Here is a 19517-nt window from a genome sequence, read left to right as displayed (position 1 = left end):
ATGACCCGGAACGGGACATGCAACGGGAATCTTTACCGCCGACCGGACGTTGACCGGATGACGACGACAGCGACACCTGTCCTGTGGGCGACAAGCCCGGGAGGCACGATTCATGAGTGAGCGAGCTCTTCGCGGCACGCGCCTCGTGGTGACCAGCTACGAGACGGACCGCGGCATCGACTTGGCTCCGCGCCAGGCCGTGGAGTACGCATGCGAGAAGGGGCACCGCTTCGAGATGCCCTTCTCGGTCGAGGCGGAGATTCCGCCGGAGTGGGAGTGCAAGGTCTGCGGGGCCCAAGCACTCCTCGTGGACGGCGACGGCCCTGAGGAAAAGAAGGCCAAGCCCGCGCGTACACATTGGGACATGCTGATGGAGCGGCGCACCCGTGAGGAACTCGAAGAGGTCCTCGAAGAGCGCCTTGCGGTTCTCCGCTCCGGCGCGATGAACATCGCGGTACATCCGCGAGACAGCCGCAAGTCCGCATAGCCCCTCAGGGGGCTGGACGATCCACACAGCGCAACCGAACAGACCGCGGGCGCCGTACGAACCTGTACGGCGCCCGCGGTCTTCGCTGTGCTCCTGATCCACCTGGGGCTTGATCCAACCTGGGGCGCGCTGTCAGGTGCGGGCCCGGTGGGGCTTCTCGCGCCGTTCCCCGCACCTCTGCGTTTCCCGCACCTCTGAAGGAGCGGGGCCGCGCCCCGGCTCTCTCAGGACCCGTCAGCGGTTCAGCGGGGGATAGGGCCCGGGCGGTGGCGCGTCGTCCCGGATCACCTCGCCCTGCACGACCTTCCCGTCGGGTTGGTGCATCCGCGCCTGCTGGAACGCGTCGGCGAAGTCCCCGGCACCGGCGGCCTCCCGCAGCTTCCGCTCGAACGTCCGCTCGGCATAGCGTCCCAGCGCCTTCTGCACCGGCGGAATCAGCAGCACCAGCCCCACCACGTCGGACACCAGCCCGGGCAGCATCAGCAGCAGGCCCCCCAGCATCAGGAACCCGTTGCCCTCGCTGCGCCCCGCACCGGCGCCGGGCGCACCCGCGCCCCCCTGCTGCTGTTGCAGCGTCTCGGCCAGCGCCCGGAACGCCCGCCGCCCGGCCCGCTTGACCACCGCGGAACCCGCGACGAACCCGGCGACGAGGAGCAGGAAGACCGTGAACCCGCCGGCCGCGCCCGCGACCACGGTGAGCAGCCAGATCTCCAGGACCAGCCAGGCCGCGACTCCCAGCGGCACGAACGTGCGCAGCCGGGATCGCCGGGGCCGGGCGGGGTACGTCGAGGACGGAACGCCAGTCGTCATGCTCCCAGTGTGCCTGGCCACAGCTCAGCACGGGATAAGGGGAGAGCCGGGGACAGCCAGGGCGATCAGGCCTTCTTGTCGTCCCGGCCCAGCACCTTGCCGATCCGCTCCCCCACGCCCCACGCCGTGACCCGCCACAGGGCCTCGACGAGGATGTCGCGGCTCATCTTGGAGTCGCCCAGCTCGCGCTCGACGAAGGTGATGGGCACCTCGACGACGTGGTAGCCCGCCTTGATCGCGCGGCGCGCGAGGTCGACCTGGAAGCAGTAGCCCTGGGAGGCGACCTCGTCGAGGCCGAGCCCTTCGAGGGTCTCGCTGCGGAAGGCCCGGTAGCCGCCGGTCACGTCCCGGACCGGCACGTCGAGCAGGACACGGGAGTAGAGGCTGCCGCCACGGGAGATGTACTCGCGCGACTTGGGCCAGTTCACCACGCGCCCGCCCGGCACCCAGCGGGAGCCGAGGACGAGGTCGGCGCCCTTGAGCGCGGTCAGCAGCCGGGGCAGTTCCTCGGGCTGGTGCGAGCCGTCGGCGTCCATCTCGATGAGGACGCCGTAACCGTGCTCCATGCCCCAGCGGAAGCCCGCGAGATAGGCGGCGCCCAGCCCTTCCTTGCCCTTGCGGTGCAGCACCTGGACGCGGTCGTCCTCGGCTGCCAGTTCGTCGGCGAGCTTGCCGGTGCCGTCGGGGCTGTTGTCGTCGGCAACCAGGACGTGCGCCTTGGGAACGGCCTTCCGCACCCGGCCGACGATCGCCTTGATGTTCTCCGCCTCGTTGTAGGTCGGAATGATCACCAAGGCCGTGCCGAGCGGGCCGAACCGCCTCTCCTGGCCTTCCGCCGCGATCGTCCCGTCGCCGTCGTTCACCGCTGCCCCTTCAGGTCCTCCGTGCGCAGAGGACCACCATAGTGGCCACGGCCTGCGCGGAAGTGTCGGCCGTGGCCCAAGAGGCCGCGGATCGACAGGGGGTGTGCGCGGGCGCGCTCTGCGTAGTCCCGCGACTCCCCGGGACACCACTGTGCCGCCGGCGCGGGACGGAGTACAGGGGTCGTCGACTGCGGATGGGGGCCCGACACCCTTCGGGCCGACCTGGGGCCCGCTGGCTGCGAGACCGAAAGCCGTTGTCTACTGAGCGTCCGGGCCCCACCCGGGTCACACCTGACCGACCTGGCCGGAACGTTCCCTCGCCGGAGCGCGAAGCCTGGGCCTGGCTGCCGGTGGCGGTGCGCCGGTACGGCGCACCAACCCTGACCCAGCGGCGCTCCGACGACCGCGCGGAAGTTCCCCGGTCGGACGTCCGGTGGTGGACCCGGCAGAACCTACCCGTCGCCTGCGGCCGCCTGTCAACCGCGCCCTGACCTGCGGAGTTCCCCTCAAATGCCTGGTCGGAGGGGAGGAGCCGCAGGTCGTGCGGCGCGCCGCCGGGGCGTCGCCGGGTCCGTGCCGGGCCGGGAGATCACTCGCCCGGCCGTACGAAGACCGTTCGCCCGGCCACCACGGTCCGCAGGCAGACGGGCAGGTCGGTGCCGGGGCTCAGGTCGGGCAGGCCGGGGGTGCCGGAACGGGGGTCGGTCGACCAGCGCGCGACGCGGTCGTCGGGGGCCTGGACGACGAGTTCGCCGGTGCGCCACACCGCGTAGTCCGCGGGCGCGCCCGGGACGAGAACGCCCGCGTCGTCGCGTCCGACCGCCCGCCAGCCGCCCCGCGTGTGCGCCGTGAACGCGGCGCGCACGGACACCCGGTGCTCCGGCGTGCGGTGGAACGCCGCCGCGCGGACGGTCCCCCATGGATCGAGCGGGGTGACCGGACTGTCGGAGCCGAAGGCCAGGGGGACGCCGGCGCGCAGCAGGGCGGCGAACGGGTTGAGGGTGCGGGCCCGCTCCGGGCCGAGCCGCTCGGCGTACATGCCCTCCGCGCCGCCCCACAGCGCGTCGAAGGCCGGCTGGACGGAGGCGGTGAGGCCGAGTTCGGCGAAGGCGGCGACGCTCTCGGGGGTGAGCATCTCGACGTGCTCGACGCGGTGCCGGGCTGCCCTCAACCGGGCCAGGCCGACCTTCTCCGCGGCCGCGCGCACTCCCTCGACGACGGAGGCCACCGCGGCGTCCCCGATGGCGTGGAAGCCCGCCTGGAGGCCCGTCTCGGTGCAGGCGACCACATGGGCGGCGACAGCCGCCGCGTCCAGGTACGCCGTCCCGGTGTGCGCGGCGTCGGCGTACTGCTCGTGCAGACAGGCGGTGTGCGAGCCGAGGGCCCCGTCGACGAAGAGGTCGCCCGCGGCGCCGACGGCTCCGAGGGCGCGGGCCTTGTCGACATCGCGTTCCGCCCAGTAGCCGACCACGCGCGGGCCCGGCTCCTCGGCGGCGAGCCGGAGCAGTCCCGTGAAGTCGTCCTCGGAGGAGATCTCGGGGCCCGCGCACTCGTGGACCGAGCCGATGCCGAGCGAGCCGGCGTGGGCGAGGGCGGCCCGCTGGGCCTCGGTGCGCTGGGCGGGGGTGAGGGCGCCCAGGGCGGTGGCCCGTACGGCGTGGTGGGCGTCCCGGGTCAGGGGCCCGTCCTCGAAGGAGCCGGCGCCCGGGACCAGGTCGAGCAGGGCGGAGCTGACGACGGCCGAGTGGACGTCGATCCGGCTCAGGTAGAGCGGGCGGCCGCCGGTGGCCTCGTCGAGTTCGGCCCGGGTCGGCGGGCGGCCGCCGGGCCAGCGGGCGGCGTCCCAGCCGTGACCGAGAAGGACGCGGTCGGCCGGGCGGGCCGTCGCGAATTCCCGTACGAGAACGAGGGCGGCCTCCAGGGTGGGGGCGCCGGAGAGGTCGAGGCCGGTGAGGGCGAGACCGGTCGCCGTGGTGTGTACGTGGGCGTCGGTGAACGCCGGGGTGACCAGGGCGCCTTGAAGGTCCTCCACCTCGTCGACGTCGGCGGCGAAGGCGTCGGCGGCGCCCTCGGAGCCGACCCAGGCGATCTGGCCGTGCTCCACGACCATCGCGGTGGCGAACGGGTCGGCGGGGCTGTGGACTTCTCCGCCGCGGAGCAACACGGTCTTCGACGGGGCGGTGCGATCACTCATGGGGACAGTTTCGCTCGTGCCGAGCGCCTCGGTGCACCAGGGCCGCGCTTTGGGGGCGCCCGGCCATCGCGGGCGTCAGATCCTCGGCGGTCTGGCCTCGTACGGCGTCGACAGGACCACCGTCGTGCGGGTGGACACTCCGGCCAGGGACCGCAGCCGGGCGAGGAGTTCCTCCAGCTCGTGCGGGGTGGCCACGCGGACCTTGAGGATGTAGTTCTCGTCGCCGGCGACGCTGTGGCAGGCCTCGATCTCCGGGACGCCCGCGAGGCGTTCGGCGATGTCGTCGGGGGCGCTGGGGTCGAAGGGTTTGACCGAGATGAACGCGGTCAGCGGCAGCCCGACGGCCTCCGGGTCGACGACCGCGGCATAGCCACGGATGACGCCACGCTGCTCAAGTCGGCGCACGCGCTGATGCACGGCCGACGTGGACAGGCCCGTGGCCTTGCCCAGGTCGGTGTAGCTCATCCGCCCGTCCGCGACGAGCAGCTGCACGATCTGTCGGTCCAGCTCCTCCATGGCGCAAGAACCTACAGGGCGGTTGATCTCCTTCGATACCTGAGCGGCGCAGGTCATACCCGGTTCGTGATGTGACCGCGAGCCACATGTGAGCCATACGGGTGACAGCTTCGCCGCGTCGGGCATCTGCGAGCGGCATGTGACGAAGACCACATCACCCGGACGGGCTCTGTGATGATCTCGTGATTACCTTCGGGACAGGACGGGAAGTGCTTGCTGTGGTCGGAGGCCGCAGCGCCTTCACGGCCCAGCCCGAGGGGGAGAATCCCATGCAGAATCCCAAGCGTCCTGGTCGAACCGCACCCAAGCGGCTCCAGGCGGTCGTCGATCTTGAGCCGGAGGGCGTCGAACCGGACGACGAGTTCGACGCGTACGACACCTTCGAGATGTACCGGGTCTTCTGCCCGGACTGCGCTCAGCCCATCGCCCTGCTGTCCGACGAGGACCGCCTGCCCGAGCACGCGCTGGTCGTGTCGCCGTGGAACCCGTTCGGGCTCACGGTCTGCGCCGGTACGGGCCGCTCGGCCGGCGACGCCCGCGCCGCGGACGAGACCGTCGAGCCGCAGGCGCAGGAGACCGCCCTGCTGTTGACGCTGCCACAGGGCCTCGACTGGCGGACGCAGCCGTTCTCGCACGTCGGCGGCCCGGGCTCGCGCCCGATGCGCATGCCGGTGATGCGGCCCCAGCAGTCCGACCAGCGCCAAGCGGCCTGATCCCGGGGCCGGTTCGGCCCACGGCGTCCGCGCGCCCGGCGGGCAGGACTCGTCCTGCCCCCTACGGTTCGGTCGCGAACTCAGAGACGATTCCCGGAAGTGGTGACCGGCCCGCCCGCACGCGCGTTGGCACGGTATGACCCCACCTTTCCCGGCGACCGGGCATCGGCGTCACATCTTTGTGCCGGCTTCGGCAGAATCGCTTCCGCAGGGGCCGGCCCAGCCGCAGGACCCGCCCATCTACCGGGCCCTGCTGCGGACCTGGGCCGATCGCGGCCGCACCCTGCCGGGGCGTCACGATCCGGAGTGGGTGCGGCTGGCGACGCCGCCGAGCGGCCTCGACCAGTTCCGCACCACCGTGGACCCCTTCGGGGTCCCCGACTTCTTCCGCGGTTCCTTCAGCGTGACTCGGGCCCCGCGAGGTGGCGAGCGATGACCATGCGCTGGATCTGGTTGGTGCCCTCCACGATCTGGAGCACCTTCGCCTCGCGCATGTACCGCTCGGCGGGGAAGTCCGCCGTGTAGCCGTACCCGCCGAGGATCTGCACGGCGTCCGTGGTGACCTTCATCGCGGCATCGGTGCACAGCAGCTTCGCCATGGCCGCCTGCTTGGAGAACGGCCGGCCCGCGTCGCGCAGCCGGGCCGCGGAGAGGTAGAGCGCACGGCCCGCCTCTATCTGCGTCGCCATGTCCGCGAGCATGAAGCGCAGCCCCTGGAAGTCGGAGATCGGCCGCCCGAACTGCTGCCGCCCGGTGGCGTAGGCGACCGCCTCGTCCAGGGCCGCCTGGGCCACGCCGATCGCGCAGGCCGCGATGCCGAGCCGCCCGGAGTCGAGCGCGGACAGGGCGATCGCGAAACCCTGACCCTCCTCGCCGAGGCGCCGGGCGTCACCGACGCGCACCCCGTCGAAGTTGAGCTGCGCGGTGGGCGAGCCCTTCATGCCCATCTTCTTCTCGGGCGCGGCGGCGCTCAGCCCCTCGGCGTCGCCGGGGACCAGGAAGGCGCTGATGCCCCGGGAGCCCTCGCTGCCCGTGCGGGCCATGACCGTGTAGAAGTCGGCGATGCCGCCGTGGGTGATCCAGGCCTTGGTGCCGGTGATCACCCACTCGTCGCCCTCCCGCACGGCCTTCGTCCGCAGGGAGGCGGCGTCCGAGCCGGACGAGGGCTCGGAGAGGCAGTACGCGCCGAGCAGGCCGCCGCCGAGCATCGCCGGCAGATGCTCGCCCTGCTGCTCCTTGGTGCCGTAGTTGGCGAGGGCGTGGCAGGCGAGCGTGTGGACGCTCACGCCGAGCCCCACGGTGAGGCGGGCCATGGCGAGTTCTTCCAGGACCTGGAGATAGACCTCGTACGGCTGGTCGCCGCCGCCGTGCTCCGAGTCGTACGGCAGGCCGAGCAGCCCCGACTCCGAGAGCAGGCCGAAGAGTTCGCGCGGGAACCGGCCGGCGTCCTCCTCCTCGGCCGCGTGCGGGGCGATCTCCCGCTGTGCGATCTCGCGGACGAGCGAGATCAGATCCCGGGCCTCTTCCGTGGGCAGCTGACGGTCCACCGGCTGCGGGGCGCGGTCGGGCATGGCGACGCTCTCCTCCCTGTCGGGCACTGCGGCGGACACGCACAGGGGATGTCGTGGTGCCACCGGGTCTCACGTGCCACTGCCGATGGTCCTCCTCCGGATCACGGAAGCCGCTGATCAGCGGCGGTGGCGCTTGGAGTATGCCCGATCCGGAGCAGCGCGTCACCGGTTAACGAGCGTTCATTGGGACACATTCGAGTGCCCGCCACGCCGGGGCGGTATTGGTCCGAACCATTGACCCCAGTGGTCTAGTCCTCTACGTTCTCCCCCAGCGGTGCGGCCACCGCGCCCACGCCGATCGGCACAGCAGGTCCAGGCAGCACCCTCCCGCGCCACGCTCCCCTCCCCCGGAGTCACGATGCTCAGACCGCACACCTCCCGCCTCCCCGTCAGGACACTTGTCGCCGCCACGTGTTGCGCCACGCTCGGCGCCGGGCTCCTCGTCGGAGCGGGCACCGCGACCGCCACGCCCGCGAAGCCGGCCGCCGGAACCCAAGCGCCCGGCGCGTCCGGTTCGAAGGTCGTCGGCTACTTCATCGACTGGGGCATCTACGGCCGCCAGTACTACGTCAAGAACATCGAGACGTCCGGCTCGGCGAAGAAGCTCACCCACATCAACTACGCCTTCGGCAACGTCGTCGACGGCAAGTGCGCGATCGGTGACCCCTGGGCGGACACCGACAAGCCGTTCACCGCCGAGGAGTCCGTGGACGGCGTCGCCGACGGCGCGGACCAGTCGCTGAGCGGCAACTTCAACCAGCTGCGCAAGCTGAAGAAGCTGCACCCGAACCTCAAAATCGTCTGGTCCTTCGGCGGCTGGACCTGGTCCGGCGGCTTCGGCGAGGCGGCGAAGGACCCGGCCGCCTTCGCGAACTCCTGCTACGACCTCGTCGAGAACTCCCGGTGGAAGGACGTCTTCGACGGCATCGACATCGACTGGGAGTACCCCAACGCCTGCGGTCTCACCTGCGACACCAGCGGCTCGGAGGCCTTCGAGGACGTGATGGCGGCGCTGCGCAAACGATTCGGCAAGAAGGAGCTGGTCACCGCGGCGATCACGGCCGACGCCAAGAGCGGCGGAAAGATCGACGCGGCGGACTACGCGGGCGCCGCGAAGTACGTCGACTGGTACAACCCGATGACGTACGACTACTTCGGTTCCTGGGACGCGACCACCGCCCCGCACTCCCCGCTGTACCCGTACCCCGGCATCGCCGACAAGGCGTTCAACACCGCCGCGACCATCAAGAAGCTCAAGGGGCTCGGCATCCCGCCGTCCAAGCTGCTGCTCGGCATCGGCTTCTACGGGCGGGGCTGGACCGGGGTCACGCGGTCGGCACCCGGCGGCACCGCCACCGGCCCGGCGGCGGGCACGTACGAGGCCGGTTACGAGGACTACAAGGTACTGAAGGCGACCTGCCCGGCCAACGGGACCGTCGGGGGGACCGCGTACGCCAAGTGCGGTGACGACTGGTGGAGTTACGACACCCCCCGCACCATCAAGGGCAAGATGGCCTACAAGAACGCACAGGGGCTGGGCGGCACCTTCTTCTGGGAGCTGAGCGGCGACACCGCCGACGGTGAGCTGATCAAGGCGATCAAGTAGCCCTCGGGGCACGTGATGTGGGGCGGGGGCCGGTCGGTGGGCTCCCGCCCCGGGCGCCCTGCCGCGGTGCCGACGCGCTCAGGCGTCGCGGCGGGCGGGCTCGGGTGTGCGGTAGGCGGGGGCGAGTTCCTCGATGGCGCGCAGCGATCCGCCCAGCATCCTGACCAGCAGATCGCGCATGGTGTCGCGGGGCAGCTCGGGGCGGGCGATCCAGTCGAGGGTGGCGCCCTCGACCGCGCAGACCCAGCCGAACAGGCCCATGCGGGCCACCGGTTCGATGTCGCTCCTGCCGTACGCGCCCTCGGCGATGGTGGCGACCATCGCCTCGCGGACACCGTCCCTGATGGCGTGCACCTGGGCGTCGAAGCCGACGCCGCCGCTGACGATCGTGCGGTAGGCGGCCTGGTTCTCCTCCGCGTAGCGCAGATAGCCCTCGATGGTCCGGTGCACCCGGTCCACGGGCGGCAGTTCGAGGCCGCTCGCCGCGAACGTGATCAGATCGGCGACGGAGTCCTCGACAATCGCGAGGTAGTAGCCGCGCTTGGACTTGAAGTAGTAGTAGATCAGCCCCTTGGCCACATGCGCCTGCCGCGCGATGTCGTCCATCGACAACGTGTCGTACGAGGTGTCGGCGAACAACTTGCGCCCGATGGAGAGGAGTTCGGCGCGGCGGGCCACCGAACGGTCGGTGCCGCGGGCCCGCGGCGGTTCGACACCAAGCTGTTGACTACTATTCAATTTCGGGTCCTGGTCTCCGACTGGCAGCGGGACACCGCAGTATGGCAGACCCTCACCACCAGCTTGTTCGACTCCGATCGACAGAAGTCGGCCGGCGGATCAGGTCACAGCAGACCCAGCTGCGTCACCAGCATCGCGACCACCACGACCAGGGTCCAGCCCATGAGGTGTTCGACGATCTTGGGGCCGTCGTCCCGGGGGCCGCCCGTGCCGGTCTGGACACGGTTGGCGGTGGCGGAGGTCGCGGTCATGGCAGCTCGCTGGTGTGATCGGCGTGCGGTGGCGGGTGTACGGCGTGCGGCGGGCCCGCCGTTTCGGTCCACCTTGCCACCGGATGGGCGGTTCGCGGCCGAGAGCTTGGTCACACGCGTGGGCAGGCGAACGGCGCGACCCCCGGAGCAGACGGACGGCGCGACCCCCGGTTCCCCGGAAGCCGCGCCGCGTCACCGGATCCGGATCAGCCCGCCCGTGTCAGCAGACGCCCACCGCCGCGAGCGCCGCGCGCTGGCGGGCCGTGGGCCGCGCCGGGAAGTACAGATAGCAGATGCCGCCGGTGCCGGAGACGATCTTGCCGGCGGCGTTGTACCGCTTGGTCCGCAGCCAGATGTTTTCCCACTCGCGGCGCCGGTAGACCCGGCGCACCGCCTCGTTGGTCGGCGAGTTCGGGTCGTTGGCGACCACATCGCCGTCGGCGGTGAAGCCGATGACCGTCATGAGGTGTCCGGCCGTGCCGTAGCCCGCGCCCGTCAGCTCCGCCGCGAGGAAGGACTGGGAGGTGATCGCCGGGATGCCCGCCGCGATCAGCGTCTCCAGGTCGGTGAGCGAGTCCAGGCGGGTCACCACGCCCTGCATGTCCTTGTAGGTGGCGGCGTACGCGGCGTTGAAGGGCCAGTTGCCGCAGCCCTCGTACTGGTAGTCGAAGGTGAACCGCGCCGCGTGGCACACCTGCGGGTCTGCGTACGCCGGGTTCACCCAGGCCAGATCCGCGGCGCTGGGCTTGCGGCCCCAGAACTCTATGATCATCTGCGAGGAGGTGGGGCTGCACCAGGCCTCACCGCCGTTGTCGTACTCGGGGTACTGGCCCTTGTGGGTCTCCTGCGAGTAGCGCGGGACGTTCAGCTCCCGCGCGATCCCGGGGACGGAGGCCGGGACGGTGAAGCGGTCGGGCACGTCGGAGCCCATCGCACCGAGCCGCCACACCGTGGGCGTGAGCCGGGTGCCGGGCGTGCGGTACAGGGTCAGACGCAGCCGGTACGAGGCGAGGCGCAGGCCGGTGGCCGGATCGTCGATCGCGAGGGTGTCGGTCCAGACACTGCTCCTGCCGTCCTTCTGGTCGTCGACGGAGGTGCGCCTGATGTCCTGGTCGCCGGCCGCCCACCGGCCCAGCACGTACCAGGGCGTGTCCGTGCCGTCGGAGTACGTGCCCCGCAGCTCGATCTGGACCCAGGTGCCGGCCGGGGTGCGAGCGTTCCAGGACGCGATGACCTCGGTGGCGGGCACGGTGAGCCGGTGGACCGGGGAGGTCCAGGTCGCGTACTCCCAGGCGGCCGTGCGCCCGGTGTGCGGGTCGGTGTGGTCGACCGTGCCGAGCGGCACGTCGATCACCAGCCCCGGCCGCACCCCCGCCTCGGCCCGGGTGCCTCCGGGGCTGCCGGAGCGCCAGTCGGTGTAGGTGGTCCAGGAGTGGTAGTCCGTGAGGCGATCCGGTGCGGGCGCGAGGTGGGCGAGGGCTTCACCCCGGCCGCTCGTGGTGTCGGCGACCGCCTGCCCCGTCGAACCCCCGGCCGCCGCTGCTGCGGCGGCGGTGACGGCTGCGGTCAGGACGGTTCTGCGGGACGGCTCGGAAAGGCTCGTCATCTGCGGGAGACCCCCAGTGATCCGGAAGGAACAGGTCAGACGCACGGCTGTTCGCCCACTATGGACGGCGGGCGACGGCTTCTGCCAGCACCTCGCGCTTCGCCACGCCCGCCAATATTGGTCGGGACCACTGACATGGTCAGGGCCGCGCGGCACGGTGTTCAATCCAGGTATGCGCATCTCCCCCGGGCCCATGGACCCCGCGATCGACGCCGTCGCCGCCCGGCTGCGACGGCTGCCGCCCTCCTGCGGGCCGGTCCGGCTGGTCGGGGTCGACGGGCACGCCGGCTCCGGGAAGAGCACGTTCGCCGGGCGTCTGGCCGACGCGCTCGGCGGCGCCCCGGTGCTGCATCTCGACGACGTCGCCACGCACGAGGACCTGTTCTCCTGGACCGACCGTCTGCTCGACCAGGTGATCGAGCCGTTCCGGCACGGCCGGAGCGCGCGCTGCGCCCCGTACGACTGGCGTGCGCGCGCGTTCGGTCCCGCGCGTGTCCTACCGCCCGCGCCCGTGATCGTCGTCGAGGGGGTGGGGGCGGGCCGGCGTGCGCTGCGACCGCACCTGGCGGGGCTGGTGTGGATGGAGGTGCCGGAAGAGATGTCCTGGGCGCGTGGGCGGGCGCGGGACGGGGCGGAGCAGAGCGAGTTCTGGGCCGGCTGGGTCCGGGCGGAGCGCCGGCACTTCGCCGAGGACCCTTCTCGGCCGTTCGCCGATCTGCTGATTCGGCCGGGAGACAAGGGCTACGAGGTGCTGACGGGACCTGCGACGACTCCCGGAACGAGGCCCTCACTCACTCAGGGTGACGGGCCATCCGCAATGTGCTGAACCTGTGAAGGCGGCTGTCCGAGAAGTGCCCCGAGTGCCCCAACTCGGCTTGACCGAGGGGCCGTACAGGTCTTACGTTCTCAATGTGCGGTCATCAGTAACCGCCCATCTACGCGAAGCCCCCGGTTGTTCCCCCGTGATCGGGGGCTTCGTTCTGCCCTCCTCCGGCCCTTCCGGAAGGCATGCGGCACGATTCCTTCACCCTCGGTGACCGTCTGCGGCGCACCCCGTCCGCTCCCACCTCGCCGGACGAGCACTGCGGCACCCTTCGATGGGCGACCGACCCGCAGGTACGATGCCCAGGGTGCGACCTTCGGACGGCTGCAGCAACGCGCCGGCGCAACTCCCGTCCGCTGCACAGCGGTTCGACGAAGGCTGCCGACGGGCACCGGCCCGTTCGGTTTCCAACGGGGGCACGGTTTGTGGGGGACGTGATGGACTTCGGCTCGCGGGGCCCCGAGGCTCCGGCCGACCTCGCCTGGCTGCGAGGCGTGGACGCCTACACGATGGGCGCCTATCCGCAGGCGGAGGAGGAGTTCCGCGCCGCGGTGCGGATGGATCCCGGGATGGCCGACGGCTGGCTCGGGCTGCACGCGCTGCGGGTGGACACGACGACCGCGCTGCTGAGGATGTTCCGGCACCGGGAGCGCTTCGGGGAGCAGCGCTCGCGACACCGGCGCACCCTCAACTCCTGGTACTGGCTGGGCTGGTGGGTGCAGCCGGTGCTGGAGAGCCCGCGCGATCTGCTGCTGGCGCACGCCTCGCACTGGCTGGACGGACGCCATGTGCCCGAGCTGGACCGGGCGCTGGCGGGACTGCCGCCGGTCGACGCGGACCACCAGGTGCGCTTCCTGCACGCCTGCCGCGCCTATCTGGTCAAGGACTGGGAGCAGTTGGTCCGGCACACCGACCCGCTGCTCGACGATGCGCTGCTGGGCATCGAGGCGGGCCTCTTCGGCGGTATGGCCCGGGTGCGGATGGAGACGTACGGACAGGCCGAGCCGCTGCTCTCCGCCGCGCTGATGCGCTGCCGCAGTGAGCAGCCGCAGCGCAAGGAGCTGCGCTACTGGCTGGCGCGTGCCCATGAGGGCACGGGGCGCAGCGCGGCCGCGCTGCCGCTGTACCGGGCCGTGCACCGGGTCGACCCCGCCTTCATGGACACCTCCGCGCGGCTCGCGGCGATCGCCGAGGGCGACGGGTACGACGACGAGGCGAGCGACTTCGCGGCGATCGCGCTCGCCGGGATCGGACAGGACGTCCTCGACGGCGACGGGCTGGAGCAGTTCTTCGACCCCGAGGGCCGGGACCTCAAGGTCTCCGATCCCGGGCTCCCGCCGCCGGGCGGGCTGCCGCCCGAGGCCGGCGACACCTTCGTACGGGAGAAGTCCGTGGTGCCGGTGCAGCCGGTGTCCCTGCCGGCCGGGCCGACGGATCCGGAGCTGCTGGAGGAGGCGCTCGCGGAGCTGGAGCGGATGGTCGGGCTGGAGCCGGTGAAGCGGCAGGTCAAAGCGTTGTCCGCGCAGCTGAACATGGCGCGGCTGCGGGCGGGCCAGGGGCTGCCGGTCCAGCCGCCGAAGCGGCACTTCGTCTTCTCGGGGCCGTCCGGGACGGGCAAGACGACCGTGGCGCGAATACTGGGCCGCGTCTTCTACGCGCTCGGCCTGCTGGGCGGTGATCATCTCGTGGAGGCGCAGCGCGCGGACCTCGTGGGCGAGTACCTCGGGCAGACCGCCGTGAAGGCCAACGAGCTGATCGACTCGGCGATCGGCGGCGTGCTGTTCGTGGACGAGGCGTACTCCCTGTCCAACTCCGGGTACGGGAAGGGCGACGCGTACGGCGACGAGGCGCTGCAGGTGCTGCTGAAGCGGGCCGAGGACAACCGGGACCATCTGGTCGTGATCCTGGCGGGCTATCCGGAGGGCATGGACCGGCTGCTGGCCGCCAACCCCGGGCTCTCCTCCCGGTTCACCACCCGGGTCGACTTCCCCTCCTACCGGCCGCTGGAGCTGACCTCCATCGGGGAGGTGCTCGCCGCGGAGAACGGGGACGTGTGGGACGAGGAGGCGCTCGACGAGCTGCGGTCCGTGTCCGGGCATGTCGTCGATCAGGGGTGGATCGACGAGCTGGGGAACGGGCGGTTTCTGCGGACGCTGTACGAGAAGAGCTGTGCGTACCGGGATCTGCGGCTGTCGGGGTATCCGACGATTCCCACGCGGGACGATCTGTCGACGTTGCGGCTGCCGGATCTCATGCAGGCGTACGGAGAGGTGTTGTCGGGGCGGGGGCCGGGGGAGGCTTCGGCGATGTGAGGCGGGAGGTGGTCCGGGGATTTCATCTCGCCCCCGCCGCGTTCACGCAGTCCCCCGCGCCCCTGAAAGGCGACAGGGGCGCGGGGGCAGCGTCGTCAGCTCGCCAGGACCTCCTCCGGGGTCTCGCTGCCCCTTGGTTCGGACAGGCGGACCGGGTGCACCTCGCGGTGGGCCGGGTCGCGGACCTCGCCGACGATGAGTTCCAGGACGTCCTCCAGGGCGACCAGACCCAGCACCTTGCCGGAGGAGTCCGCCACCTGGGCGAGGTGGGTGGCGGCCCGGCGCATGACGGTCAGCGCGTCGTCCAGCGGGAGTTCCGCGCGGAGGGTGGTCATGGGGCGCCAGATCTGCTGGGGGACGGCGCGGTCGGAGTCCTCCAGGTCGAGGACGTCCTTGACGTGGAGGTAGCGGCCCATGAAGGCGCCGTTCTCGGCTACCACCGGGAAGCGGGAGTAGCCGGTGCGGGCGGTCAGGGCGACCACCTCGGCCGGGGTCACCGAGGGAACCACCGTCACCAGGGAGTCACGCCTCAGCAGGACGTCCGTCACCGGGCGGGAGCCCAGCTCCAGCGCGTCCTCCAGGCGTTCCTGCTCCTCGGGGTCGAGCAGCCCGGCCTGGCCGGAGTCCTCCACCAGCCGCACCAGCTGGACGCTGGTGAAGACCGCCTCGACCTCGTCCTTGGGCTCGACGTGGAAGAGCTTCAGCACGAGGCGGGCACCGGCGCCGAGACCGATCGTGACCGGCTTGCACAGCCTCGCGAAGGCCACCAGCGCCGGGCTCAGCCACAGCGCCGTCTTCTCCGGCGCCGCCATCGCCAGGTTCTTCGGCAGCATCTCGCCGATCACCAGGTGCAGGAAGACGACGGCGGCGAGGGCGATCACATAGCCCAGGGGGTGGATCACGCCGTGCGGCAGACGGATCGCCTCGAAGACGGGCTCCAGCAGCTGCGCCACCGTCGGCTCGGCCACCGCGCCCAGCGTCAGCGAGCAGACGGTGATGCCGAACTGGGCCGCCGCCATCATCTGGGGCAGGTTCTCCAGGCCGTAGAGAACCTGACGGGCCCGTGTGGTCCCGAGGGGTTCGATCTGGCTGCGGCGGACCGAGACCAGGGCGAACTCGGCGCCGACGAAGAAGCCGTTGGCGAGCACGAGGAGCAGGGCGAACAGGAGTTGGAGCATGCTCATCGGGCCGCCTCCGCGAGTGGGGCGGAGTCCGTGGCGGGGGCGGTGCGCACCAGGCGTACGCGCTCCGCCCGGTAGTGCCCGACCTGCCGCACCGCGAGCCGCCAGCCGGGCAGCTCGGCCTTGTCGCCCGGCGCGGGGATACGGCCGAGGAGGTCGGCGACCAGGCCGGCGACCGTCTCGTAGGGGCCCTCCGGGACGTCGAGGCCGATGCGCTGGAGCGCGTCGACCCGGCAGCTGCCGTCGGCGTCCCAGGCGAGGCGGCCGTCCTCGGGCGGGGCGGCGGCGAGTTCGGGCCGCTCGTGCCCGTCGTGCTCGTCGCGGACCTCGCCGACCAGTTCCTCGACGATGTCCTCCAGGGTCACCACCCCGGCCGTGCCGCCGTACTCGTCGACGACGACGGCGATGGGCTGCTCGCTGCGCAGCCGGGCCAGGAGCGGCTGCACCGGAAGCGACTCCGGGACCAGCAGCGGGGCCTTCGCGATACGCCCGACCAGGGTGTGCAGCCGTTCGTGGGCCGGGATCGCGAGGGCGTCCTTGAGGTGGGCCATGCCGACGATCTCGTCGATCCGCTCCCGGTAGACGGGGAAGCGGGAGAGGCCGGTGGCCCGGGTCAGGTTGACCACGTCCTCGGCGGTGGCCGACGACTGCAGGGCGCTGACCTTCACGCGCGGCGTCATCACGTTCTCCGCGGTCAGCTCGCCCAGGGAGAGGGTGCGGACGAAGAGGTCGGCCGTGTCCTGTTCCAGCGCGCCGGCCTGGGCCGAGTGCCGGGCGAGGGAGACCAGTTCGCCGGGGGTGCGGGCGGAGGCCAGCTCGTCGGTGGGTTCGACGCCGAAGGCGCGGACCAGACGGTTGGCGACCGCGTTGAGCGCGGCGATGACCGGGCGGAAGAGGCGGGAGAAGACGTACTGGGGGCCCGCGACGAAACGGGCGACCTGCATCGGCTTCGACACCGCCCAGTTCTTGGGCACCAGCTCGCCGATCACCATCTGCACGGCGGAGGCCAGCAGCATGCCGACGACCACGGCGATCCCGGAGACCGCGCCTTCGGGTATGCCGAGGGCGGTGAAGGGGCCGTGGAGTATCTCCGCGAGCGCCGGTTCGGCGAGCATGCCGACGACGAGGGAGGTGATGGTGATGCCGAGCTGGGTGCCGGAGAGCTGGAACGACAGCTCCTTGAGCGCGTCCACCACCTTGTGGGCCCGGCGGTCACCCTCGGCAGCGGCCTTCTCGGCCTCCGCCCGCTCGACCGTCACGAGGCCGAACTCGGCGGCCACGAAGAAGCCGTTGGCGAGGATCAGCAGGAACGCGGCTCCGAGGAGCAACAGGGGGATGATCATGCCGCCGCCTCGATGGGCCTGGAGGGGGCGACGCAGGTACTACAGGACGATCCGTCCATCGCTGGAAGGAGTCACTCCTCGAACTAGCAGGGAGCCCCTGCCTTCCGGGGGCGGAACGGCAGAGGCGGAGGCGCGACGAAAACGCCTCCGCCAACAGATTAATCAAGACAGGGGCCACTGCGGCAGGGGCGGCGGCCCTGAGTCGGCCCAGATCTTGCTCCGGTCCTGCTCCGGGCCGTCCCCGATGTGCGCAAGCGTCGCGCCCCGGTGGCTGAGCAGGGTCAGTCCTGACGCTGCTCCGGCTCGGTGACCGACCGGGCCTCGACCAGCGCCCGGAGCGTCCGGGCGTCCTCGATGGCGCGCTTCTTGGCGATGCCCGGCTGGATGCCGAGCGCGGGCAGGCTGGTGCCGTCGGTGAGGTCGAGGAAGACCCAGGGGTCGCCGACCCGCAGGTTCACCTGCACGATCTCCGCCCAGCCCAGGTGCCGCCGCCCGGCGATGTTGACGACGGTCACACCGGATTCGTCGGCGACCACCCGGGGCCGGGAGAGCACACCCAGCACCCCGGCGAGCATGGCCGCCGTGAAGACGAAACTGAGCCGCTCCCCGGGGCCGAGCGTCGGCAGCAGCAGCGCGACCACCGTGATGACCACGAAGATCGCGCCCGCGGCCGACAGCAGCACGGCGCGGGTGCGGCCCGGCCGAAAAGTGACCGGCAGGGCGGGGAGGGCGGACTGGTCCGGCATGGCGTGCGGCTCCCGGCCGTCAGAGGCGGCAGGCGTGGATGGCGGTGGTCAGGATGGCCCGCGCGCCGATGTCGTACAGATCGTCCATGATCCGCTGGGCCTCCTTGGCCGGGACCATGGCGCGGACGGCGACCCAGCCCTCGTTGTGCAGCGGCGAGACGGTAGGGGACTCCAGGCCCGGTGTGAGGGCGACGGCCTTCTCCAGCTGCTCGACGCGGCAGTCGTAGTCCATCATCACGTACGTCCGGGCGACGAGGACGCCCTGGAGGCGGCGCAGGAACTGCTGCACCTTGGGCTCGTTCTCCGACTCCGCGGACGTGTCGGCGCCGACGCGGCGGATGACGACGGCCTCGGACTTCATGATCGGCTCACCGAACACCTCGAGGCCCGCGTTGCGCAGGGAGGTGCCGGTCTCGACGACGTCGGCGATGACCTCGGCGACGCCCAGTTCGATGGCGGTCTCGACTGCTCCGTCGAGGTGGACCACGGAGGCGTCGATGCCGTTGTCCGCGAGGTGCCCGGCGACGATGCCCTCGTAGGAGGTGGCGACCGTCTTGCCCTTGAGGTCCTCGACGCCGTTCGCCGTTCCCGGCTTGGAGGCGAAGCGGAAGGTGGAGCGGGCGAAGCCGAGCGGGAGGATCTCCTCGGCGTTGGCGCCGGAGTCGATGAGCAGGTCCCGGCCGGTGATGCCGATGTCGAGGCGGCCGGAGGAGACGTAGATCGCGATGTCGCGGGGGCGGAGGTAGAAGAACTCCACCTCGTTGACCGGGTCGACGATCCGCAGCTCCTTGGACTCCCGGCGCTGCTGGTAGCCGGCCTCATGCAGCATCTCCCCCGCAGGTCCGGACAGGGAACCCTTGTTGGGGACGGCGATGCGCAGCATGAGGCGAGCTTCCTTCGTTCGTTCGGTAGGGGATGCGTGCGGTGCGGTTCAGAGGTGGGCGTACACGTCGTCCAGGGAGATGCCGCGGGCGACCATCATCACCTGGACGTGGTACAGCAGCTGCGAGATCTCCTCGGCGGCCGCTTCCTTGCCCTCGTACTCGGCGGCCATCCAGACCTCGGCGGCCTCTTCGACGACCTTCTTGCCGATGGCATGGACGCCCTTGTCGACCAGCTCTGCGGTGCGGGAAGTGGCGGGGTCGCCGGTGGCGGCCTTGTGCTGGAGCTCGGTGAACAGCTCCTCGAACGTCTTCTTGGACATGGTGAGCCTCACCCTACGCGCAACCGGCCCCGCCTCAGCGCCAGGGTTCAGATACTGAGCGGAGGGTGGCCGCGGTCGCCACCGCCGCCGTCACCGCCTCGTGGCCCTTGTCCTCGTTCGAGCCCTCGATACCGGCGCGGTCCAGGGCCTGCTCCTCGGTGTCGCAGGTCAGCACGCCCATGCCGACGGGGACGCCGGTGTCGACGGAGACCTGGGTGAGGCCCTGGGTGACGCCCTGGCACACGTACTCGAAGTGGGGGGTGCCGCCGCGGATGACGACGCCGAGGGCCACGATGGCGTCGTAGCCGCGGCCCGCGAGGACCTTGGCGACGACCGGGAGTTCCCAGCTGCCGGGGACCCGCAGCAGGGTCGGCTCGTCGATGCCCAGGTCGTGCAGGGCGCGCAGGGCGCCTTCGACGAGGCCGTCCATCACCTTCTCGTGCCATTGGGCCGCGATGACCGCGACGCGCAGGTCGCCGCAGTTGCGTACGGACAGTTCGGGTGCGCCCTTGCCGCTCACGTTGCTCCTTGGTTCCTGGGACTGCTGTTCGTG

At 71.4% G+C, this 19517-nt stretch carries 19 protein-coding genes; 5 read left to right on the top strand and 14 right to left on the bottom strand.

What is annotated here, in order from left to right; translation table 11 throughout:
• Window positions 1–112 precede the first annotated feature (112 nt).
• Window positions 113–487, top strand: coding sequence for an RNA polymerase-binding protein RbpA (locus STRBO_RS0116605; protein ID WP_003977404.1), 375 nt, complete (start codon window positions 113–115; stop codon window positions 485–487).
• A gap of 234 nt (window positions 488–721) precedes the next feature.
• On the opposite strand, the gene fxsA is transcribed toward STRBO_RS0116605, so the two are convergent.
• The 4 genes from fxsA to STRBO_RS0116585 form a co-directional block, all read right to left on the bottom strand.
• Window positions 722–1297, bottom strand: a complete 576-nt coding sequence (fxsA, locus tag STRBO_RS0116600) for an FxsA family membrane protein (RefSeq protein WP_020114478.1) — start codon at window positions 1295–1297, stop codon at window positions 722–724.
• Between the two features lie 65 nt (window positions 1298–1362).
• A complete protein-coding gene (locus STRBO_RS0116595; protein ID WP_005485578.1) occupies window positions 1363–2160 on the bottom strand; it encodes a polyprenol monophosphomannose synthase in 798 nt (265 codons plus the stop codon).
• A 589-nt stretch (window positions 2161–2749) separates the two neighbouring features.
• Window positions 2750–4354 carry an amidohydrolase gene (locus STRBO_RS0116590; RefSeq protein WP_005485576.1) on the bottom strand — a complete coding sequence of 535 codons (1605 nt, stop codon included), beginning with the start codon at window positions 4352–4354 and terminating at the stop codon, window positions 2750–2752.
• 75 nt (window positions 4355–4429) lie between these two features.
• Window positions 4430–4870, bottom strand: a complete 441-nt coding sequence (locus tag STRBO_RS0116585; RefSeq protein ID WP_005485572.1) for an Lrp/AsnC family transcriptional regulator — start codon at window positions 4868–4870, stop codon at window positions 4430–4432.
• Window positions 4871–5139: 269 nt separating this feature from the next.
• On the opposite strand from STRBO_RS0116585, the gene STRBO_RS0116580 reads away from it, so the two are divergent.
• A complete protein-coding gene (locus STRBO_RS0116580; protein WP_028796691.1) occupies window positions 5140–5583 on the top strand; it encodes a hypothetical protein in 444 nt (147 codons plus the stop codon).
• Between the two features lie 398 nt (window positions 5584–5981).
• Here STRBO_RS0116580 and STRBO_RS0116575 read toward each other — a convergent pair whose 3' ends face one another.
• Entirely contained in the window at window positions 5982–7154 is a 1173-nt protein-coding gene (locus tag STRBO_RS0116575; protein WP_020114477.1) for an acyl-CoA dehydrogenase family protein, read from the bottom strand.
• A 358-nt stretch (window positions 7155–7512) separates the two neighbouring features.
• Here STRBO_RS0116575 and STRBO_RS0116570 point away from each other — a divergent pair, with 358 nt between their 5' ends.
• The gene (locus tag STRBO_RS0116570; protein ID WP_005485566.1) at window positions 7513–8760 is read left to right on the top strand and encodes a glycoside hydrolase family 18 protein; all 1248 of its coding nucleotides are present in this window, start codon (window positions 7513–7515) and stop codon (window positions 8758–8760) included.
• Between the two features lie 78 nt (window positions 8761–8838).
• Here the strand turns inward: STRBO_RS0116570 and STRBO_RS0116565 are convergent, their stop codons facing one another.
• From STRBO_RS0116565 to STRBO_RS0116555, 3 genes are all read right to left on the bottom strand, one after another.
• Window positions 8839–9498, bottom strand: a complete 660-nt coding sequence (locus STRBO_RS0116565) for a TetR/AcrR family transcriptional regulator (RefSeq protein WP_028796690.1) — start codon at window positions 9496–9498, stop codon at window positions 8839–8841.
• A gap of 104 nt (window positions 9499–9602) precedes the next feature.
• Window positions 9603–9749 (bottom strand): SCO1431 family membrane protein, encoded by a 147-nt coding sequence (locus tag STRBO_RS42840; RefSeq protein WP_005485564.1) that lies wholly within the window; start codon window positions 9747–9749, stop codon window positions 9603–9605.
• A 220-nt stretch (window positions 9750–9969) separates the two neighbouring features.
• Window positions 9970–11355, bottom strand: coding sequence for a peptidase C39 family protein (locus tag STRBO_RS0116555; RefSeq protein ID WP_020114476.1), 1386 nt, complete (start codon window positions 11353–11355; stop codon window positions 9970–9972).
• A gap of 172 nt (window positions 11356–11527) precedes the next feature.
• Here STRBO_RS0116555 and STRBO_RS0116550 point away from each other — a divergent pair, with 172 nt between their 5' ends.
• Together STRBO_RS0116550 and STRBO_RS0116545 are read left to right on the top strand one after the other, a co-directional pair.
• Entirely contained in the window at window positions 11528–12181 is a 654-nt protein-coding gene (locus STRBO_RS0116550) for a uridine kinase family protein (RefSeq protein ID WP_028796689.1), read from the top strand.
• Between the two features lie 434 nt (window positions 12182–12615).
• Window positions 12616–14490 (top strand): AAA family ATPase, encoded by a 1875-nt coding sequence (locus STRBO_RS0116545; protein ID WP_020114475.1) that lies wholly within the window; start codon window positions 12616–12618, stop codon window positions 14488–14490.
• Between the two features lie 95 nt (window positions 14491–14585).
• Here the strand turns inward: STRBO_RS0116545 and STRBO_RS0116540 are convergent, their stop codons facing one another.
• The 6 genes from STRBO_RS0116540 to ribH form a co-directional block, all read right to left on the bottom strand.
• Window positions 14586–15674, bottom strand: a complete 1089-nt coding sequence (locus STRBO_RS0116540; protein ID WP_005485557.1) for a hemolysin family protein — start codon at window positions 15672–15674, stop codon at window positions 14586–14588.
• On the bottom strand, window positions 15671–17014 hold the full coding sequence (locus STRBO_RS0116535; protein ID WP_005485555.1) for a hemolysin family protein: 1344 nt from the start codon (window positions 17012–17014) through the stop codon (window positions 15671–15673). Before STRBO_RS0116535 ends, STRBO_RS0116540 begins: the two co-directional genes overlap by 4 nt.
• A 281-nt stretch (window positions 17015–17295) precedes the next feature.
• Complete coding sequence (locus STRBO_RS0116530) at window positions 17296–17760, bottom strand: PH domain-containing protein (protein WP_005485554.1); 465 nt, start codon at window positions 17758–17760, stop codon at window positions 17296–17298.
• A 19-nt stretch (window positions 17761–17779) separates the two neighbouring features.
• A complete protein-coding gene (gene hisG, locus STRBO_RS0116525; protein ID WP_005485552.1) occupies window positions 17780–18643 on the bottom strand; it encodes an ATP phosphoribosyltransferase in 864 nt (287 codons plus the stop codon).
• A gap of 48 nt (window positions 18644–18691) precedes the next feature.
• Window positions 18692–18964: a phosphoribosyl-ATP diphosphatase gene (locus STRBO_RS0116520; RefSeq protein WP_020114474.1), complete on the bottom strand. Its 273-nt coding sequence runs from the start codon at window positions 18962–18964 to the stop codon at window positions 18692–18694.
• A gap of 34 nt (window positions 18965–18998) precedes the next feature.
• Window positions 18999–19484, bottom strand: coding sequence for a 6,7-dimethyl-8-ribityllumazine synthase (gene ribH / locus STRBO_RS0116515; RefSeq protein WP_005485548.1), 486 nt, complete (start codon window positions 19482–19484; stop codon window positions 18999–19001).
• Between the last annotated feature and the right edge of the window lie 33 nt (window positions 19485–19517).

Origin of the sequence: Streptomyces bottropensis ATCC 25435, assembly GCF_000383595.1 — a bacterium.
Classification (GTDB): domain Bacteria; phylum Actinomycetota; class Actinomycetes; order Streptomycetales; family Streptomycetaceae; genus Streptomyces; species Streptomyces bottropensis.
The sequence above is the reverse complement of the archived record's forward strand: the minus strand, read 5'-3'. Positions and strand labels throughout refer to the sequence as shown.

What these genes read in the sequence shown, in the direction of transcription:
- STRBO_RS0116605 (WP_003977404.1), top strand. Translation starts at nt 113, where the DNA reads ATGAGTGAGCGAGCTCTTCGCGGCACGCGCCTCGTGGTGACCAGCTAC.
- fxsA (WP_020114478.1), bottom strand. Translation starts at nt 1,297, where the DNA reads ATGACGACTGGCGTTCCGTCCTCGACGTACCCCGCCCGGCCCCGGCGA.
- STRBO_RS0116590 (WP_005485576.1), bottom strand. Translation starts at nt 4,354, where the DNA reads ATGAGTGATCGCACCGCCCCGTCGAAGACCGTGTTGCTCCGCGGCGGA.
- STRBO_RS0116585 (WP_005485572.1), bottom strand. Translation starts at nt 4,870, where the DNA reads ATGGAGGAGCTGGACCGACAGATCGTGCAGCTGCTCGTCGCGGACGGG.
- STRBO_RS0116580 (WP_028796691.1), top strand. Translation starts at nt 5,140, where the DNA reads ATGCAGAATCCCAAGCGTCCTGGTCGAACCGCACCCAAGCGGCTCCAG.
- STRBO_RS0116575 (WP_020114477.1), bottom strand. Translation starts at nt 7,154, where the DNA reads ATGCCCGACCGCGCCCCGCAGCCGGTGGACCGTCAGCTGCCCACGGAA.
- STRBO_RS0116570 (WP_005485566.1), top strand. Translation starts at nt 7,513, where the DNA reads ATGCTCAGACCGCACACCTCCCGCCTCCCCGTCAGGACACTTGTCGCC.
- STRBO_RS42840 (WP_005485564.1), bottom strand. Translation starts at nt 9,749, where the DNA reads ATGACCGCGACCTCCGCCACCGCCAACCGTGTCCAGACCGGCACGGGC.
- STRBO_RS0116555 (WP_020114476.1), bottom strand. Translation starts at nt 11,355, where the DNA reads ATGACGAGCCTTTCCGAGCCGTCCCGCAGAACCGTCCTGACCGCAGCC.
- STRBO_RS0116550 (WP_028796689.1), top strand. Translation starts at nt 11,528, where the DNA reads ATGCGCATCTCCCCCGGGCCCATGGACCCCGCGATCGACGCCGTCGCC.
- STRBO_RS0116545 (WP_020114475.1), top strand. Translation starts at nt 12,616, where the DNA reads ATGGACTTCGGCTCGCGGGGCCCCGAGGCTCCGGCCGACCTCGCCTGG.
- STRBO_RS0116540 (WP_005485557.1), bottom strand. Translation starts at nt 15,674, where the DNA reads ATGAGCATGCTCCAACTCCTGTTCGCCCTGCTCCTCGTGCTCGCCAAC.
- STRBO_RS0116535 (WP_005485555.1), bottom strand. Translation starts at nt 17,014, where the DNA reads ATGATCATCCCCCTGTTGCTCCTCGGAGCCGCGTTCCTGCTGATCCTC.
- STRBO_RS0116530 (WP_005485554.1), bottom strand. Translation starts at nt 17,760, where the DNA reads ATGCCGGACCAGTCCGCCCTCCCCGCCCTGCCGGTCACTTTTCGGCCG.
- hisG (WP_005485552.1), bottom strand. Translation starts at nt 18,643, where the DNA reads ATGCTGCGCATCGCCGTCCCCAACAAGGGTTCCCTGTCCGGACCTGCG.
- STRBO_RS0116520 (WP_020114474.1), bottom strand. Translation starts at nt 18,964, where the DNA reads ATGTCCAAGAAGACGTTCGAGGAGCTGTTCACCGAGCTCCAGCACAAG.